14 protein-coding genes are annotated in these 17,026 nt (G+C 67.8%); 10 read left to right on the forward strand and 4 right to left on the reverse strand.

All coding sequences use genetic code 11. The features are described 5' to 3' along the window. Positions 1–22: 22 nt before the first annotated feature. Complete coding sequence (locus ACVKN3_RS07750; protein ID WP_354516586.1) at positions 23–1,087, reverse strand: alanine dehydrogenase; 1,065 nt, start codon at positions 1,085–1,087, stop codon at positions 23–25. A 228-nt stretch (positions 1,088–1,315) separates the two neighbouring features. Here ACVKN3_RS07750 and trxB point away from each other — a divergent pair, with 228 nt between their 5' ends. Genes trxB through aat form a run of 3 tightly spaced genes read left to right on the forward strand, consistent with a single transcriptional unit; the run spans position 1,316 to position 4,159 of the window. Further along, on the forward strand, positions 1,316–2,278 hold the full coding sequence (trxB, locus tag ACVKN3_RS07755; protein WP_285405415.1) for a thioredoxin-disulfide reductase: 963 nt from the start codon (positions 1,316–1,318) through the stop codon (positions 2,276–2,278). Positions 2,279–2,318: 40 nt separating this feature from the next. After that, on the forward strand, positions 2,319–3,452 hold the full coding sequence (locus tag ACVKN3_RS07760; RefSeq protein ID WP_354516584.1) for a GNAT family N-acetyltransferase: 1,134 nt from the start codon (positions 2,319–2,321) through the stop codon (positions 3,450–3,452). Then, entirely contained in the window at positions 3,449–4,159 is a 711-nt protein-coding gene (aat, locus tag ACVKN3_RS07765) for a leucyl/phenylalanyl-tRNA--protein transferase (protein ID WP_354516582.1), read from the forward strand. Before ACVKN3_RS07760 ends, aat begins: the two co-directional genes overlap by 4 nt. A 150-nt stretch (positions 4,160–4,309) precedes the next feature. Here the strand turns inward: aat and ACVKN3_RS07770 are convergent, their stop codons facing one another. Then, the gene (locus ACVKN3_RS07770; RefSeq protein WP_354516580.1) at positions 4,310–5,707 is read right to left on the reverse strand and encodes an MFS transporter; all 1,398 of its coding nucleotides are present in this window, start codon (positions 5,705–5,707) and stop codon (positions 4,310–4,312) included. Between the two features lie 42 nt (positions 5,708–5,749). After that, complete coding sequence (locus ACVKN3_RS07775; RefSeq protein ID WP_354516578.1) at positions 5,750–6,616, reverse strand: pseudouridine synthase; 867 nt, start codon at positions 6,614–6,616, stop codon at positions 5,750–5,752. Positions 6,617–6,696: 80 nt separating this feature from the next. Between ACVKN3_RS07775 and ACVKN3_RS07780 the strand changes: the two genes are divergently transcribed. From ACVKN3_RS07780 to ACVKN3_RS07795, 4 genes are all read left to right on the forward strand, one after another. Continuing rightward, a complete protein-coding gene (locus tag ACVKN3_RS07780) occupies positions 6,697–7,740 on the forward strand; it encodes an HDOD domain-containing protein (RefSeq protein ID WP_354516576.1) in 1,044 nt (347 codons plus the stop codon). 171 nt (positions 7,741–7,911) lie between these two features. Next, a complete protein-coding gene (locus ACVKN3_RS07785; RefSeq protein WP_354516574.1) occupies positions 7,912–8,808 on the forward strand; it encodes a restriction endonuclease in 897 nt (298 codons plus the stop codon). Positions 8,809–8,932: 124 nt separating this feature from the next. Then, the gene (locus ACVKN3_RS07790; RefSeq protein ID WP_354516572.1) at positions 8,933–11,302 is read left to right on the forward strand and encodes a phosphoketolase family protein; all 2,370 of its coding nucleotides are present in this window, start codon (positions 8,933–8,935) and stop codon (positions 11,300–11,302) included. Beyond that, positions 11,299–12,351, forward strand: coding sequence for an acetate/propionate family kinase (locus ACVKN3_RS07795; RefSeq protein ID WP_354516570.1), 1,053 nt, complete (start codon positions 11,299–11,301; stop codon positions 12,349–12,351). The genes ACVKN3_RS07790 and ACVKN3_RS07795 overlap by 4 nt, the downstream gene beginning before the upstream one ends. Before the next feature lie 181 nt (positions 12,352–12,532). Here the strand turns inward: ACVKN3_RS07795 and ACVKN3_RS07800 are convergent, their stop codons facing one another. Beyond that, the gene (locus tag ACVKN3_RS07800; protein ID WP_354516568.1) at positions 12,533–14,050 is read right to left on the reverse strand and encodes a fumarate hydratase; all 1,518 of its coding nucleotides are present in this window, start codon (positions 14,048–14,050) and stop codon (positions 12,533–12,535) included. Between the two features lie 117 nt (positions 14,051–14,167). Between ACVKN3_RS07800 and ACVKN3_RS07805 the strand changes: the two genes are divergently transcribed. From ACVKN3_RS07805 to ACVKN3_RS07815, 3 genes are all read left to right on the forward strand, one after another. Beyond that, entirely contained in the window at positions 14,168–15,133 is a 966-nt protein-coding gene (locus ACVKN3_RS07805) for a thioredoxin family protein (RefSeq protein ID WP_285405405.1), read from the forward strand. Between the two features lie 448 nt (positions 15,134–15,581). Further along, complete coding sequence (locus ACVKN3_RS07810) at positions 15,582–16,202, forward strand: PadR family transcriptional regulator (RefSeq protein WP_081916663.1); 621 nt, start codon at positions 15,582–15,584, stop codon at positions 16,200–16,202. Beyond that, positions 16,199–16,963: a siderophore-interacting protein gene (locus ACVKN3_RS07815; protein ID WP_354516567.1), complete on the forward strand. Its 765-nt coding sequence runs from the start codon at positions 16,199–16,201 to the stop codon at positions 16,961–16,963. The genes ACVKN3_RS07810 and ACVKN3_RS07815 overlap by 4 nt, the downstream gene beginning before the upstream one ends. Positions 16,964–17,026 lie beyond the last annotated feature (63 nt).

The raw sequence follows: 17,026 nt of genomic DNA on the forward strand, positions 1-17,026 counted from the left end.
ACCTCGGATCGGGTTTTGGGCATCATGCCATGCCCTGGAGGGCGGGATGGACGAGCTTGCCGCCCTCGATGTTGATGCCCGCGGCCAGCGGGGCGTAGTCGCGCCAGGCATTTCCGGCGGCCAGGCGCTGCACGTACGGCAGGATGGCGGCGGAAATGGCGGTGGACGAGGTCTGCGGCACCGCGCCCGGCATGTTGGTCACGCAGAAATGCGTCACGCCGTGGACGTCGTAGGTGGGCTCCTTCCAGGTGGTCGGACGCGAGGTCTCGAAGCAGCCGCCCTGGTCGATCGAGATGTCGACGAGCACCGAGCCCTTCTCCATCGTCTTGACCATGTCCTCGGTGACCACGCGCGGGGCCTTGGCGCTGGGGATCAGCACGGCACCGACGACGATGTCGGCGTTGCGGACTTCCTCGGCCACCGACGACTCATAGGCATACAGCGCGGTGACGTTGGGGCCCATGGCCATCATCTCGGCCAGGCGGTCCTGGCGCTTGTCGAACACCACCACGTTGGCACCGGCCTGGGCCGCCAGGGCCGCGGCGTTGCCGCCGGCCGCGCCGGCGCCCAGCACCACGACCTTGCCGCGCGGGGTGGAGGCCATGCCGCCCAGCAGCTTGCCCTTGCCGCCGTTGGGCTGGTGCAGGAGGGTGGTGCCGATCTGGGTGGCGATGCGACCGGCGATGACGGACATCGGCAGCAGCAGCGGCAGCACGCCGTTCTCGTCCACCGACTCGAAGGCGATGCCGGTGAGGCCGATGTCCAGCAGGCCGCGGGTCAGCGCCGGCTCGGCGGCCAGGTGCAGGTAGCAGAACAGCAGGTGGTGCTTCTTCAGCAGCTTGAGGTCGCCCTCGATCGGCTCCTTCACCTTGACGATCAGCTCGCCCTTCTCGTAGACGGCGGCGGCGTCCGGCAGGACGGTGACGCCCAGGGCCGAGTAGTCGGCGTCCGAGTAGCCGGACTTGGTGCCGGCACCGGACTGGATGAACACCTCATGGCCACGGCGGGCCAGGTCGGCGGCGGCGGCCGGGATGAGGGCCACGCGGCCTTCGAGGGTCTTGGTTTCGGAAGGGATACCGATGCGCATCTGAGGATGATCCTGAATGAACCGAAGGAAGTCGTGACGGAACAAAAGCCGCCGTGTGGGGACACGCCGGCAGCATCAATGAAGCGAACGTCTTGAATCGCACCCCCGTCTTCCCCATTCTTCCGGGTCGACAACGATCTCGCGCAACCTCGACACGGCCTGAGCAACCTGCCGCAAGAGGCCAGCGGTACGACTGAAACACGCCGCAGCAAACCTCAAGGATTATACATGAGCACCCCCAAGCACAGCCGCCTGCTGATCCTCGGCTCCGGCCCCGCCGGCTACACGGCCGCCGTCTACGCGGCGCGCGCCAACCTCAAGCCGACGATGGTCACCGGCCTGCAGCAGGGCGGCCAGCTGATGACCACCACCGAGGTGGACAACTGGCCCGGCGACGAGAAGGGCGTGCAGGGTCCGGAACTGATGCGGCGCATGGCCGAGCACGCCGAGCGCTTCGAGACCGAGATGGTCTTCGACCACATCCACAGCGTGGACCTGGGCAACCGCCCGTTCCGGCTCAAGGGCGACAGCGGCGAGTACACCGCCGACGCCCTGATCATCACCACCGGCGCCACGGCCAAGTACCTGGGTATCGCCTCGGAAGAGAAGTTCAAGGGCCGCGGCGTGTCCGCCTGCGCCACCTGCGACGGCTTCTTCTTCCGCGACCAGGACGTGGTGGTGGTCGGCGGCGGCAACACGGCCGTGGAAGAAGCCCTATACCTGGCCAACATCGCCCGCAAGGTCTACCTGGTCCATCGCCGGGACAAGTTCCGCGCGGAAAAGATCATGCAGGACAAGGTGTTCGAGAAAGCGGCCGCCGGCAAGATCGAACTGCTGTGGAACCACCAGGTGGACGAGGTGCTGGGCGACGATTCGGGCGTGAACGGCGTGCGCGTGAAGGACGTGAACTCCGGCGCCACGCGCGACCTGGCCGTCCAGGGCTTCTTCGTCGCCATCGGCCACACCCCGGCCACGGGCATCTTCGAAGGCCAGCTGGAGATGAAGGACGGTTACATCCAGATCCAGTCCGGTACCCAGGGCATGGCTACGGCCACCTCGGTGCCCGGCGTGTTCGCCGCCGGCGACGTGGCCGACCACGTCTACCGCCAGGCGATCACCTCGGCCGGTTTCGGCTGCATGGCCGCCCTGGATGCGGAACGCTGGCTCGACCAGCAGCACCTGCTGACGTGATGGAGTCGCCCCGCGCGGCCGGCGCGGGGCGTTGCCCCGCATGAGCGAGATCCGTTTCCTCGACGGGCTCGGCGGCATCCCGGCCGCCGACTGGGACGCGCTCGTACCCGACGGCAACCCGTTCGTGTCGCACGCGTTCCTGAGCGGCATGGAGGCCAAGGGCTGCCTGCGTGAAGACTATGGGTGGCGGCCTTACCACCTGGCCATTCTCGACGGCGGGCGGCTGGTCGCGGCGGCCCCGACCTACCTCAAGGGCAACTCGCACGGCGAGTTCGTCTTCGACTTCAGCTGGGCGGCGGCCTGGGAGCGGGCCGGCGGCGATTACTACCCCAAGCTGCTGGTCGCCGCGCCCTACTCGCCCGTGCCCGGGCCGCGCCTGCTGGTGCGCGAGGGCCTCGACGCCGAGATCAATCGCAACCGGCTGACCGCCGCGCTGGTCGATGAAGCCGACCGCCTGGGCCTGTCCTCGATCCACGCCAACTTCCTCGCCGAGGCCGACCTGCCCGCCTTCGACGACCGCTGGCTGGCCCGTGCCGACTACCAGTTCCACTGGCACAACCGCGGCTACACGGATTTCGACGAGTTCCTCGCCGCCCTGGCCCGGAAGAAACGCAAGAACATCCGCCAGGAACGCGCGCACGCGGCCGCTTCGGGGCTCACGCTGGAGATGCGCGGCGGCGACACGCTGGGCGACGCCGAGTGGCGGCAGATCCACGCGCTCTACGAACTGACCTTCGACATGAAGGGCAACCACGCCGCGCTCACCGCCCGCTTCTTCCAGTACCTGGGGCATACGATGGGCGCCAGCGTGCAGGTGGCCCTGGCACGTGACGGCACGGACATCGTGGCGATGGCGCTGTTCCTGCGCAGTGCCGACGCGCTGTACGGGCGCTACTGGGGCGCCAGTGTCGAGCTTTCCGGGCTGCATTTCGAGCTGTGCTACTACCGTGGCATCGAGTACGCGATCCGTGAAGGCATCGCGCGTTTCGAGCCCGGCGCACAAGGCGAGCACAAGCTGGCGCGCGGCTTCCTGCCCACGCTGACCCACTCGCGCCACTACATCGCGCACGAGGGCTTCCGCCAGGCGGTGGCCGCGGCGCTGGTCCAGGAGGCGACGCATCGCGAGGCCTACAGGGACGAACTCATGGCCCATTCGCCGTACGCGGACCGATGATCAATCTGCCCCAGCTGCATCCCCTGCGCCCCGCCCTGTTTCCCGCGCCGGAAACCGCGCTGACGGAGCCGAACGGCCTGCTGGCCTGGGGCGGCGATCTGTCGGCGGAACGCCTGCTGGCCGCGTATGCCCAGGGCGTGTTTCCCTGGTACAACGAGGAAGAGCCGATCCTGTGGTGGTCGCCGGACCCGCGGTGCGTATTCCACACCGACGCCATCCACATCAGCCGCAGCCTGCGCAAGCAGCTCGACACGTCCCACTGGCGGCTGACCGCCGACACCTCGTTCTCGCGCGTGATGCGCGCCTGCGCGGCCCCGCGCAATGGCCAGCCCGGCACGTGGATCGGACCGGCGATGATCGCCGCCTACGAGGAACTGCACCGCCGCGGCCACGCGCACAGCGTGGAGGTATGGGACCGCGGCTCGCTGGTCGGCGGCATCTACGGCGTGGCCGTGGGCCGTCTGTTCTGCGGCGAATCGATGTTCAGCGCCCGCAGCGGTGGATCGAAGGTCGCCCTGGCCGGATTGTGCCAGCTGCTGCACGGCTGGGGATTTCCGCTCCTGGACGCGCAGGTGACCAACGACCACCTGCTGAGCATGGGCGCCGTGGAAATCGCCCGCCGGCCGTTTGTCGCGCAGGCGCGGAAGCTGGCGGCGATGCCGGGGATGGTGGGGTCTTGGGTGAGCCATCCGGTGGCGTTGCCGTAACGTCGATCGTGCGGGGGATCGTGGATCGCGCACATCGTGCGCTCCTACAAGGCTCCGTAAACCCCGGATGTAGGAGCGCACGATGTGCGCGAAAAACCAACCACGCGAAGAAGACCTAACCCATCGACGAAGCCGCGATCCAGGATAACGTCACCGCGCGCGGTGACCGCTCATTTCCGCACCGGCATTCTTCGGCAGCAGCAGGCACACCGGCGCGGCGAGCACCGAAACGAACGTGACCACCAGGAACGCCACGCTGAAATCCGGCAGCAACGCATGTTCGCGGCCGTGCCAGGTGACCGACGCATGCAGCGCCGCGGCGGCGACGCAGATGCCCAGCGACAGCATCAGCTGCTGGAACGTGGTGTAGAAACTGGTGGCGCTGGAGAACCGTTCGCTGGGGATGTCCGCATACGCCACCGTGTTGTACCCGGTGAACTGCAACGACTGGAAGAACCCGCTCATCAGCAGCACGGCGTAGATGATCCACAGCGGCCAGTCGGGCCGGAATGCGGCGCACAACGCCACACAGCACATCGAGAAAACGCCGTTCCAGACCAGCGTGGCGCGGAACCCCCAGCGGCGCAGCACCGGTGCGGCGGTCGCCTTCATCAGCATGGCGCCCAGCGCGGAGACGAAGGTGATGACGCCGCTGTGCGCCGCCGACATGCCGAAACCCAGCTGCATCATCAGCGGCAGCAGGAACGGCACCGAGCCCGCGGTAATGCGCGTGAGCGACCCCGCGATCACCGACAGGCGGAACGTGGGAAAACGCATCAGCGACAGGTCGAGGATGGGATGGGTCACGCGCTGTGCATGCCATACGTAGACCGCACCGACCACGATACCGGCCACGATCAGCCCGGTGGAACCGAGCACGGACGTCACCCCGCGACTGGCCATTTCCAGGCCGAACACCAGGCAGGACAGCGACACGCCCGACAGCACGAAACCCAGCTTGTCGAAGCGCATCTTGTCCGGGATGCGGATATCGGGAATGTACCGAGACGCCAGCCACATGCCGACCAGGCCGATCGGCACGTTGATGTAGAAGATCCAGCGCCACGACACCCAGGTGACGATGAACCCGCCCAGCGGTGGCCCGATCACCGGGCCGATCAGCGCCGGCACCAGCAGCCACGACATGGCACTGACCAGTTCCGATTTCGCCACCGAGCGCAGCAGCACCAGGCGTCCCACCGGCACCATCATGGCGCCGCCGATACCCTGCAACAGGCGCGAGAGCACCAGCAGCGGCAGGCTGCCGGAGATACCGCACAGGATGGAGCCGATGGTGAAGATGGCGATGGCGGCGCGGAACACGTTGCGCGAGCCGTAGCGGTCGGCGATGGCCCCGCTGGCCGGAATGAACACCGCCAGGCTGAGCATGTACGAGGTGAGCGCCACGCTCATGTGCAACGGCGACACGCCGAACGACTCGGCCATGGCCGGCAACGCGGTGGCGAGAATGGTGCCGTCCAGTTGCTCCATGAACATCGCGCTGGCGATGATGAGGGCGACGGTGCGAAAGCCGGGAGCGGAAGTCATCCGGGTGGAGGTAACGAAGAAGGCGTAAGTCTGCGCCCGCCGCTACGGAAGATCGAGTGAAAGGTTGCTTAGAAACGCCCGCTCCTGCCCCGTCAGCGGATCGACGAAGCGGAGTTCCCGGGCCAGCAGGCGCAGCGGCTGGTCGAAACCGGCGGGCTCGTCGCGCAGGTCCGGGTAGACGTGATCGCCCAGGATGGGCGCCCCCAAGGCCGCCATGTGCACGCGCAACTGGTGCTTGCGACCGGTGACCGGTTGCAGGCGGTAGCGCCAGACCGTTGCGCCACGCGCCAGCACCTCGATCCGCGTGCACGCGTTCGCCGTGCCCGGCACTTCGGCCACGCGGAAGAACGGCTCGCCCCGCTCGATCCGGCTTTCCCGCACATGCGGCATGGCCACGCCCGGCAACGGCGGCGCCAGCGCCTCGTAGGTCTTCACGATGCGCCGCTCGCGGAACAGCCGGGTGTAGGCATCGCGCGTGTCCGGCCGCGCCGAGAACACCACCAGCCCCGCCGTGCCCCGGTCCAGGCGGTGCAGCGCCACCAGCGCGGGATTGCCCAGGCGACGCATCAGCCGCACGGAAAGGCTCTGCTCGACGAAACGGCCGGCGGGCATGGTGGGCAGGAAATGCGGTTTATCGGCCACCACGATATCGTCGTCGGCGTAGACGATGCCTTCGACGAACGGGATGACCGGCTCGTCGGCCACCTCGCGGTGGTAGGTCAGTACGCCGCCGGGCCGGTAAGGCGTCAGCCGGTCCAGGGGCACACCGTCCAACGCGACCGCCCCGCGCGCCATGCGTTCGATCCATGCCTCGCGACCGATCGCCGGAAACCGTTCGCACAGGAAATCCAGCACGGACGGCCAGGCACCGCGCGGCAGGACGATACGGCTGGGTGGCAGCGCTTCCATCGCAAGAGTGTATCGCTCAAGTCCTTCGTGACGCGGCCGCCATATACTGTACGTCTTACCTCCCCTCCCCAGAGGCATCCGTGATCGGCCGGTTCTTCCGCAAGCTGTTCGGCAACCGTGGCGTCGCTCCCGCGATGGACGCGCGCGCCTTGTCCATGCCCGTGGCGCCCGTCGCCGTCGGCACCCCGGTCGCGCCCGTCGATGCCCCGGCCGGCGCGCTCCCGGCCGACGAGGTGGAAGACCGCTTCTACCGCCTGGTACTGGGCGCAGCATGCTCGCCGGACCCGGGCATGAGTGCCCATGAGCAGACGCTCCTGCGTCGACTGCGCGAGGCCTTCGGCGGCGAGCGCTTCGACGTGACCCTGCTGCCGCGCCTGCCTGCCGTGGTGCCGCAGCTGATGCGCGCGCTGCGCAACGACGCCAGCGACAGCCGCATGCTGGCCGAGCAGGTGGCCCGCGATACCGTGCTGGTCGGCGAAGTCATCCGCGTAGCCAACAGCGCGTTCTTCCGGCCGGCCAAGGCGGTGACCGGGCTGCCCCAGGCGATCACCCTGCTCGGCCACGACGGCCTTCGCCGCGTGGTCATGCAACTGGTGATGCGCCCCATCCTGCGCACCGGCGAAGGCGCCGCGCAGCAGGCGGGCGATCGTCTGTGGGAGCACGCCGAGCGCTGTGCCCGCGCCTGCGCCCACCTGGGTGAAGGCACTTGCGATCCGTTCGAATCCTTCCTCGCGGGGCTGGTCAGCCATACCGGCGCCCAGGCCATCCTGGCCGAACTGGACAAACATGGCCCGGCCGCGCCTGCCTACAGCCGCCGTTTCGTCGCGGCGCTGGCCCAGCAGATGGAGCGCCTGTCGCTGCACGCGGCACGCCACTGGGATTTCCCCTCACGGGTGGTCCAGGCGCTGGCCGAACGCGCCGACCCGGCCGACGCGGGCGCACGCACGCCCCTGGGCCGTGCACTGCTCGCCGCCAGCCGCGTGGCGATGCTGGACGTACTGGCGGAGAACGGCCTTGCCGAGGCCGACGCCGTCCTCCTGGCCGGCCCGGATCCGACCTTCACGCAGGCCCGGCTCGTCGACTGTCAGGCGTTCGTGCGCACCGCGCATACGGCCGAGGCCTGATCCTCGTCACCGTGCACGTGGACATGACCCACGCCGTGTGCGTCGTGGTGCACCCGGACGCCTGCGACGCAGAGGTCGCACGCGCGGTGGACCGCCTGATGGACGCGGATACCGCCATCGCCGACCGGGTATAATATCGGTCTGATTCCCCCGGCAGGACGCTCCAGAACGATGTTTGCGGCACGACAGACTCCGTCCACCGGAGGCGATGCCCTCGCGCGCCTCATCTGGCAGGATTTCGAGCACCTGCTTGCCGAGTACTACCGTGGCCAGGGTTACCACGTCGAGCGCCATAACGCCTTCCGCCCCTTGCAGGTCCCGAAAGGCGGCATCGACCTGCGCCTGCGCCGCGGCAGCGAGACCGTGCTCGTCCAGTGCAAGCACTGGGACGCCGAGGAAGTGCAACTGGCCGACGTCAACGGACTGCTCGGCAACATGCTCAACGAAGCCGCCAGCCGCGGCGTGTTCGTCACCCGTGGCCGCTACAGCCGCGAGGCCATGGCGTTCATGCGCCGCCAGCCCCGGCTGCAACTGGTCGACGGCGACATGCTCCGCGTGATGCTCAAGCTGCCCGAGCGCGCCGATACGGCGCTGGCGGCGCGCGGCGAGCGGCTATCCGCCGCCCCACGCCGCAGTGCGACGGGCGTGCCCTCCTGGCTCGGACCAGCACTGCTGGCATTCGCCATCGCCGGTCTGCTCGCCCTGTTCGTCTGGCGCACGGTCACGCGCCACGACGCCCCCCCCGCGCCGCCGGGCGGCGCGGCGGAAGGCCCGCCCCAGGCCAACGCGACGCCATCCGCCTATGGCTCGGCATCCGCCGCCGGTGTCGTGCACGCCCTATCGCCGGTGGCCGTGCAGCCCACCGCCCCACCGGCCCTGCCACCGCTGAGTGGCGCGTCCGGCATCGTCCAGAAAGCCGTCTCGCCCGGCCGGCCCTCCGTCTCGCAGGAGATCGCCGAGCGCGAGCGGCTGCGTCAGCCATCCGAAGACGCGCGCCATGCACGCCTGCATGAGGACGGCATGACGGTGCTCGAACGCAGCACCCGCGAACTGGGCTCGCACGATTGATCGCCCGCCGGGCGTGAGCGGCGTTTGGTCGCGGCCCGCAAGCTCCTGAAGGCGGTTCATTTCACGCCGGGGCAATCCCCACGCGCCTAGCCTTCCGGGAGACCCCCGTCGCCTGGAAGCCTCCATGACCGAGACGCTTGCGCCCGATCTGCTACGCCGCATGCACGCCTACTGGCGCGCTGCCAACTACCTCACCGTGGGCCAGATCTACCTCCGCGACAATCCGATGCTGGAGCAGCCTCTCCGGCGCGAGCACATCAAGCACCGCCTGCTCGGCCACTGGGGCACCACCAGCGGCCTCAACTTCATCTACACCCACTTGAACCGCGTGATCGTCGAACGCGACCTGGACATGATCTACGTGATGGGTCCGGGTCACGGCGGCCCCGGCGTGGTGGCGCACACCTACCTGGAAGGCTCGTACACCGAGGTCTACCCGCATATCGACCGCAGCGAAGCGGGCATGCGCGAACTGTTCCGCCAGTTTTCGTGGCCTTACGGTATTCCCAGCCACGTCGCACCGGAAACGCCGGGGTCCATCCACGAAGGCGGCGAGCTGGGCTATTCGCTGTCGCACGCGTTCGGCGCGGCGTTCGACAATCCCGACCTGGTAGTGGCCTGCGTGGTGGGCGATGGCGAGGCGGAAACCGGCGCGCTCGCCACCGGCTGGCACGCGAACAAGTTCCTCAACCCGGCCCGCGACGGCGCCGTGCTGCCCATCCTGCACCTCAACGGCTACAAGATCGCCAACCCCACGGTGCTGGCGCGCATCCATCCGGACGAACTGCGCGACCTCATGCGCGGCTACGGCTACGAGCCGCACTTCGTCGAGGGCCATGAGCCCGAGCCGATGCACCAGGCGTTCGCGGCGGCGCTGGATACGTGCCTGGACGAGATCAAGCGCATCCAGGACGACGCGCGCAAGGACGATGCGGCGGACGCCGTGCGGCCGCGCTGGCCGATGATCGTGCTGCGCAGCCCCAAGGGCTGGACCGGTCCGAAGAACGTGGACGGCAAGCCGGTGGAAGCCACCTGGCGTGCCCATCAGGTGCCCATCGCCGACTTCACCTCGGATGAGCACCTGAAGATTCTCGAAGACTGGATGAAGAGCTACGACGCGCACGAGCTGTTCGACGAGCGCGGCCGTTTCCGCGAGGAGTTCGCCTCGCTGGCGCCGACCGGCCGGCGCCGCATGGGCATGAACCCGCATGCCAACGGCGGCCTGCTGCTGAAGCAGCTGCACATGCCGCACTTCCACACGTTCGCCGAGGACGTCCGCACACCCGGCGACCACAAGGCCGGCGCCACCGCGGTGCTGGGCGCCTTCCTGCGTGAAGTGATGCGCCAGAACATGCAGACCTTCCGCCTGTTCGGCCCCGACGAAACCGCGTCCAACCGCCTGCAGGCCGTGTACGAGGCCAGCGGCAAGACCTGGATGGCCGGGCGCGAGGCCGTGGACGAAGACCTGTCGCCAGCCGGTCGCGTGATGGAGGTGCTGAGCGAGCACCAGTGCCAGGGCTGGCTGGAGGGCTACCTGTTGACGGGGCGACACGGGCTGTTCTCGTGCTACGAGGCCTTCATCCACATCATCGATTCGATGATGAACCAGCACGCGAAGTGGCTGAAGGTCACCCGCACCATGTCGTGGCGGCCGCCGATCGCGTCACTCAACTACCTGCTCAGTTCGCACGTGTGGCACCAGGACCACAACGGCTTCTCGCACCAGGACCCGGGTTTCATCGACCACGTGGCCAACAAGAAGTCCGAGATCGTGCGCATCTACCTGCCACCGGATGCCAACTGCCTGTTGTCCGTGGCCGACCATTGCCTGCGCAGCCGCCATTACGTCAACGTCATCATCGCCGGCAAGCAGCCCGACTGGCAGTGGCTGGACATCGAAAGCGCGATCCGCCATTGCGCGGCCGGCGCCGGCATCTGGAAGTGGGCCAGCCGCGGCGTGGATAACCCCGACGTGGTGATGGCCTGCGCAGGCGACGCTCCCACCGTCGAAGTGCTGGCGGCCGTGATGCTACTGCGCGAGTACGTGCCGGACATCCGCATCCGCGTGGTCAACGTGGTGGACCTGATGTCGCTGGAACAGCCCGACGAGCACCCGCACGGCATGGACGACGACGTGTTCGACGACCTGTTCACCAAGGACACGCCGGTGATCTTCGCCTTCCACGGCTACCCCGGCATCATCCACAAGCTGACCTATCGCCGGCACAACCACGACAACATCCACGTGCGCGGCTACAAGGAAGAAGGCACCACCACGACCGCGCTGGACATGATGGTGCTGAACAACATGGACCGCTTCCAGCTGGCCCTGGATGCGATCAAGCGCATTCCCCGCCTGGCCGGCGAGCGCGAAAAGGCCGAGCAGCGCTACTGGTCCGACATCCAGCGGCACAAGCTCTACGTCAGCGAGCACGGGCAGGATCTTCCCGAGGTCCGCGACTGGCAATGGAAGGCCGAGGAGACCGCCGCGTGAGCCGGCCCGGGCACGTGCTGGCGCTCAATACCGGATCGTCGTCGCTGAAATACGGCCTCTATCGTGTCGACGGCGATCGGTGCGAGGCGCTGTTGACGGGGCAGACCGAGGGCGCGGCGGATAACGATCCCCTGTCCGCCGTGCTTGCGGCGCTGCGCGAACACGACCTGCCCGCGCCCGATGCCATCGGCCATCGCATCGTGCACGGCGGTCCGAACGTGCGTAAGCACGCGCGGATCGACGCGGCGATGATGGAACACCTGGAACAGGCGTGTGCCTTCGCACCGCTGCACGTGCCGCCAGCACTGGCGCTGGTGAAGCAATGCACGATGCGTTTCCCGGGCCTGTCCCAGGTGGCCTGCTTCGATACGGCCTTCCACGCATCGATGCCGGCGGTGGCGAAAACCCTGCCGTTGCCGGCGGACCTGCGCGAGGGCGGCATCGAACGCTACGGTTTCCATGGGCTGTCGTACGAATCCATCGTGCGGCAGCTCGGCGACGACCTGCCCTCGCGCGTGGTCATCGCGCACCTGGGCAACGGTGCCAGCCTGTGCGCCGTCCGCGACGGTCGCTCCGTCGACACCACGATGGGCCTCACTCCGACCGGCGGCCTGGTGATGGGTACGCGCCCGGGCGACCTGGACCCGGGCGTGCTGCTGTACCTGATGCGCGAGCGCGGTTACGACGCCGATGCGCTGGAGACGCTGGTCGATCGCGAGGCCGGCCTGAAAGGACTCTCCGGCGGCACCAGCGACATGCGCAAGCTGCACGCCACGGACAGTGCAGCCTCGAAGCTGGCCCAGGACGTGTTCGTCCATGTCGCCCGCAAGCATGTCGCCGCCATGGTCGCGTCGCTGGGCGGCATCGACCTGCTCGTCTTCACCGGCGGCATCGGCGAACACGACGAAGTGACCCGCGACGCGATCCTCGCCGGCCTGCGCTGGATCGGCGACTTCGCCTCACGCACCGTCGTCACGCAGGAAGACGAACAAATCGCCCGCCACACCCACCACCTGACCCGCACCCCCACCCGCACCCCCACCACGTAGGAGCGCACGATGTGCGCGAAAAGGGTGCTCGCCTCGTCGTTGCGTTAAACGCGTCATCGTAGACGCGTTGCAGTCGACGCATTGCCGCGTCTTCGCCTTGTTGGCTTTTCGCGCACATCGTGCGCTCCTAACAACCGCGGTGTTGGCGTGCAGCCGCGGCGGGCGTTCGGGGCGGGCGTTGTTACACCACCACCACGGGGATCTTGCCGATCTTCGAGCGCCATTCCTTCGGGCCGGTCTCGTGCACCGACGTGCCGGCGCTGTCGACGGCGACGGTGACGGGCATGTCCTTGACCTCGAACTCGTAGATCGCTTCCATGCCAAGGTCCTCGAAGGCCAGCACGCGCGAGGCCTTGATCGCCTTGGATACCAGGTACGCCGAACCACCGACGGCCATCAGGTACACGGCCTTGTTGTCGCGAATGGCCTCGATCGCGGCGGGCCCGCGCTCGCTCTTGCCCACCATGCCGAGCAGGCCGGTGGTCTCGAGCATCTGCCGGGTGAACTTGTCCATGCGCGTGGCCGTGGTCGGGCCGGCGGGGCCGACCACTTCGTCACGCACGGGGTCCACGGGGCCCACGTAGTAGATGAAGCGGTTGGTGAAGTCCACCGGCAGCGTCTCGCCGCGGTTCAACATGTCGATCATGCGCTTGTGCGCGGCGTCACGCCCCGTCAGCAGCTTGCCGTTGAGCAGGATGGTCTCGCCCGGCTTCCAGTCGAGCACGTCCTCGCGGGTGATCGTGTCGAGGTTCACCCGGCGACCCTTGGATGCGTCGTAGGTGAGCTTCGGCCAGTCTTCCAGCGACGGCGGATCCAGCGCCACCGGGCCGGAACCGTCCAGCACGAAATGCGCATGGCGGGTAGCGGCACAGTTGGGGATCATCGCCACCGGCAGGTTGGCCGCGTGGGTGGGGTAATCCTTCACCTTGATGTCGAGCACGGTGGTCAGGCCACCGAGGCCCTGCGCGCCGATGCCCAGCGCGTTGACCTTCTCGTACAGCTCCAGGCGCAGTTCTTCTGCCCGGTTGGACGGGCCACGGGCGATGAGGTCGACGATATCGATCGGCTCCATCAGCGCCTCCTTCGCCAGCAGCATGGCCTTCTCGGCGGTGCCGCCGATGCCGATACCGAGCATGCCCGGCGGGCACCAGCCGGCGCCCATGGTCGGCACGGTCTTCAGCACCCAGTCGACGATGGAATCGGACGGGTTGAGCATGGCGAACTTCGACTTGGCTTCCGAGCCGCCGCCCTTGGCGGCGACGATCACGTCGAGCGTGTTACCCGGCACGATCGACACGTTGACCACGGCCGGCGTGTTGTCGCGGGTGTTCATGCGCTTGCCCGCCGGATCGGCCAGCACGGAGGCGCGCAGCTTGTTGTCCGGGTGGTTGTAGGCGCGGCGCACGCCTTCGTTGACCATGTCCTCGACACCCATCGTGGCGTCGTCCCAGCGCACGTTCATGCCCACCTTGAGGAAAACCGTGACGATGCCGGTGTCCTGGCAGATCGGCCGGTGGCCCTCGGCGCACATGCGCGAGTTGATGAGGATCTGGGCGATGGCGTCCTTGGCCGCCGGCGACTCTTCACGCTCGTACGCTGCGGAGAGGTTTCTGATGTAGTCGACCGGGTGGTAGTACGAGATGTACTGGAGGGCGTCGGCGACGCTGGTGATGAGGTCGTCCTGCTTGATCGAGGTCATGGCGCTTCGGCTGGCTCGCGGCGGCTGGCAAAGCGGCGATTTTAGCGCACCCGGCGGTGTAAGGTGCCGGCCCATGGGCCGGTCTGTTCCGGGTACCCCAAGCACAACGGAGTTTGCATGCGTCAGCTACGTACCGTTTTCCTCGCCCTGCTGGTGGCCGTGACCACCCTGGCCGCCGCGACGCCCGCCCTGGCGGCGCAGACCGCGCCGGAGTTCGCCGGCATCGCCAACTGGCAGAATTCCAGGCCGCTGACGATGAAGGGCCTGCGCGGCAAGGTCGTGCTGATCGATTTCTGGGCCTATTCGTGCATCAACTGCCTGCGCACCCTGCCCCACGTCACCCGCTGGTACGACCAGTACAAGGACAAGGGCCTGGTGATCGTCGGAGTGCATTCGCCGGAATTCGCCTTCGAGAAGCAGGACGCCAACGTCCGCGACGCCATCGCCAAATACAACATCAAGTATCCCGTGGCCCAGGACAACGACCTGGAAACCTGGGACGCCTGGGACAACCAGTACTGGCCGGCCGAGTACCTGGTGGACCAGCGCGGCAACGTGGTCGCCCATCATTTCGGCGAGGGCAACTACGCCGAGATGGAGAACGCCATCCGCACGCTGCTCGGCTTGCCGCGTCTGGCCGCCAGCACCGAAAACGACAAGGACGCCCCGGATTTCAGCCAGCTGGGCTCCCCGGAGATGTACTTCGGCAGCGAGCGCAGCAAGAACAACGCCAGCGCCGGCGGCGACAGCACCGGCACGCGCGACTTCACCGCCCCGTCCCGCCTGGAGCTCAACCAGTTCGCCCTGGTCGGCAAGTGGGAAATCGGCCGCCAGAATGCCTCCCTGGTCGGCCCGACAGGCGAGATCCGCCTGCATTTCAAGGCGAAGAAGGTTCACATGGTCGCCAGCGCCAACGACCCGGTCACCCTTCAGATCGCCGTCGACGGCAAGCCCATGGCCCCGGTGACCGTGCAGAAGAGCCAGCTCTACACGTTGTTCGACGGTGACGGCTACAAGGACCACGTGCTGACCATCAAGATCGACAAGGCCAATTTCCACGCCTTCACCTTCACCTTCGGCTGAGCCAGACGCCTAGGCCCACCCGCCAACCCCTCGCCCTGGGGGGCGTCTCGCCGCCCCCCAGGGCGAGGGCGTAGGAGCGCACGATGTGCGCGAAAAGCCAACAGCGCGAAGACGCGGCAATTCACGACCTTCCGCGCGCGCGTAGGAGCGCACGATGTGCGCGAAAAGCCAACAGCGCGAAGACGCCGCACCGCTGCTAGTTGAGACGATTCGACGCCGTCGAACCTCTCAACCCTTCGGATGATGGAGCCGGGAAGGCAACAACCGTCGCGCACATCGTGCGCTCTTACGCGGGGGGACGTGCGGTGCCGCGTCGCCGCCTTGTTGGCTTTTCGCGCACAGCGTGCGCTCCTACATCTCTTTCATCTTTGGGGGAGGCGGTGGGTTGCGCGAGTGTTTCTTAAGATATATCGTACGACCACTACTTACGATATATCTGGAGCAGCCCATGCACTTCTTCCATCACGCCAAACACCACTTCCACGACACGATGGCCGCCATGGCCATGGGCCGCGGGGGTCCGGGCGGTCGCTTCGGCGGCGGCCCGTTCGGTTTCGACGATCGCGGTGACGGCATGCGCGGTGGCCGCGGTGGCGGTCGCTTCGGCGGGCGCATGTTCGGCCACGGTGACCTGCGCCTCCTGCTGCTGGCCCTGATCGAGGAACAGCCGCGCCATGGCTACGAGCTGATCCGCACCATCGAGGAGATGTTCGAAGGCCAGTACAGCCCCAGCCCGGGCGCCATCTACCCGACCCTGACCATGCTCGAGGAACTGGGCTATGCGCGGGTCGAGGCGGAAACCGGCGGCAAGAAGCTCTATGCCATCACCGAGACCGGTAGCGCCTTCCTTCGCGACAACCGCGACACGCTGGAAGCCCTGACCGAGCGCCTGCAGGTGATGTCCCGGCACATGCGCCGGATGAGCGTACCCAACGAGGTGCGCGAGGCCATGCATACGCTGAAGCACCAGCTCGTCAACCATCACAAGGGCTGGGACGACGCCGAGCTCAAGCGGGTCGCTCAGCTGATCGAGGCCACGGCCCGGGCCATCGCGGAGCGCAACGCATGAACGGAACCGTCGCGCGCCACGCCATCACCCGTGTCCGCCATACGCTCAAGGCACGCCGCCTGACGGTCTCGCGCGTGCAGAACCTCTCCCCGCGCATGGTCCGGGTCACCCTCACCGGCGACGACCTGGAGGGCTTCGTCACCGCCTCGCCCGATGATCACGTGAAACTGTTCTTCCCCGTGGAAGGCGGCGTGATCAACGCGCCGACGATGACGCCGGAAGGTCCCGTCTACCCGGAGGGCGTCACCCCCTCGCCCGCCCGCGATTACACGCCACGGCGCTACGACGCGGCCCGTAACGAGCTGGACATCGATTTCGTCCTGCATGGCGAGGGTCCGGCGTCCACCTGGGCCGAGCAGGTGCGGGTCGGCGACACGATCGGCCTGGGCGGGCCACGCGGTTCCATGATCGTCCCCGACGACTTCGACCACTACGTGTTGGTCGGCGACGAAACGGCCCTGCCGGCCATCGGCCGCTGGCTCGAAGAGATGCCGGCCACCACGCCGGTCACGGTGCTGGTGGAAGTGGCGGCCGGCGAGGAACGCCAGGTACTGGCCCGCGACGTGCACTGGTTCATCCGTGGCGCGTCCACGCCGTCGCTCGACGAGATGCTGGCCGTGTTGCCCATCCCCGCCGGCGATACCTTCTGGTGGGTGGCGGTCGAATCCGCTCGGGCGCGCAAGCTCCGAACCCTGCTGGTGGAGACGCGCGGCATCGACAAGGACTGGGTCAAGGCGACCGGCTACTGGCAGGCCGAGTGAGGCCGCACCGGCGCGACGCCATCGTGCTCGGGGGCCACGCCGGGCCCCTGAACCTTAATCGCA

This window comes from Luteibacter sp. PvP120, from assembly GCF_054055715.1.

Excerpts from the sequence above, each read along its gene's own strand:
- aat (WP_354516582.1), top strand. The coding sequence starts at position 3,449 with ATGATCAATCTGCCCCAGCTGCATCCCCTGCGCCCCGCCCTGTTTCCC.
- trxB (WP_285405415.1), top strand. The coding sequence starts at position 1,316 with ATGAGCACCCCCAAGCACAGCCGCCTGCTGATCCTCGGCTCCGGCCCC.
- ACVKN3_RS07750 (WP_354516586.1), bottom strand. The coding sequence starts at position 1,087 with ATGCGCATCGGTATCCCTTCCGAAACCAAGACCCTCGAAGGCCGCGTG.
- ACVKN3_RS07815 (WP_354516567.1), top strand. The coding sequence starts at position 16,199 with ATGAACGGAACCGTCGCGCGCCACGCCATCACCCGTGTCCGCCATACG.
- ACVKN3_RS07785 (WP_354516574.1), top strand. The coding sequence starts at position 7,912 with ATGTTTGCGGCACGACAGACTCCGTCCACCGGAGGCGATGCCCTCGCG.
- ACVKN3_RS07760 (WP_354516584.1), top strand. The coding sequence starts at position 2,319 with ATGAGCGAGATCCGTTTCCTCGACGGGCTCGGCGGCATCCCGGCCGCC.
- ACVKN3_RS07770 (WP_354516580.1), bottom strand. The coding sequence starts at position 5,707 with ATGACTTCCGCTCCCGGCTTTCGCACCGTCGCCCTCATCATCGCCAGC.
- ACVKN3_RS07800 (WP_354516568.1), bottom strand. The coding sequence starts at position 14,050 with ATGACCTCGATCAAGCAGGACGACCTCATCACCAGCGTCGCCGACGCC.
- ACVKN3_RS07810 (WP_081916663.1), top strand. The coding sequence starts at position 15,582 with ATGCACTTCTTCCATCACGCCAAACACCACTTCCACGACACGATGGCC.
- ACVKN3_RS07790 (WP_354516572.1), top strand. The coding sequence starts at position 8,933 with ATGACCGAGACGCTTGCGCCCGATCTGCTACGCCGCATGCACGCCTAC.
- ACVKN3_RS07775 (WP_354516578.1), bottom strand. The coding sequence starts at position 6,616 with ATGGAAGCGCTGCCACCCAGCCGTATCGTCCTGCCGCGCGGTGCCTGG.
- ACVKN3_RS07805 (WP_285405405.1), top strand. The coding sequence starts at position 14,168 with ATGCGTCAGCTACGTACCGTTTTCCTCGCCCTGCTGGTGGCCGTGACC.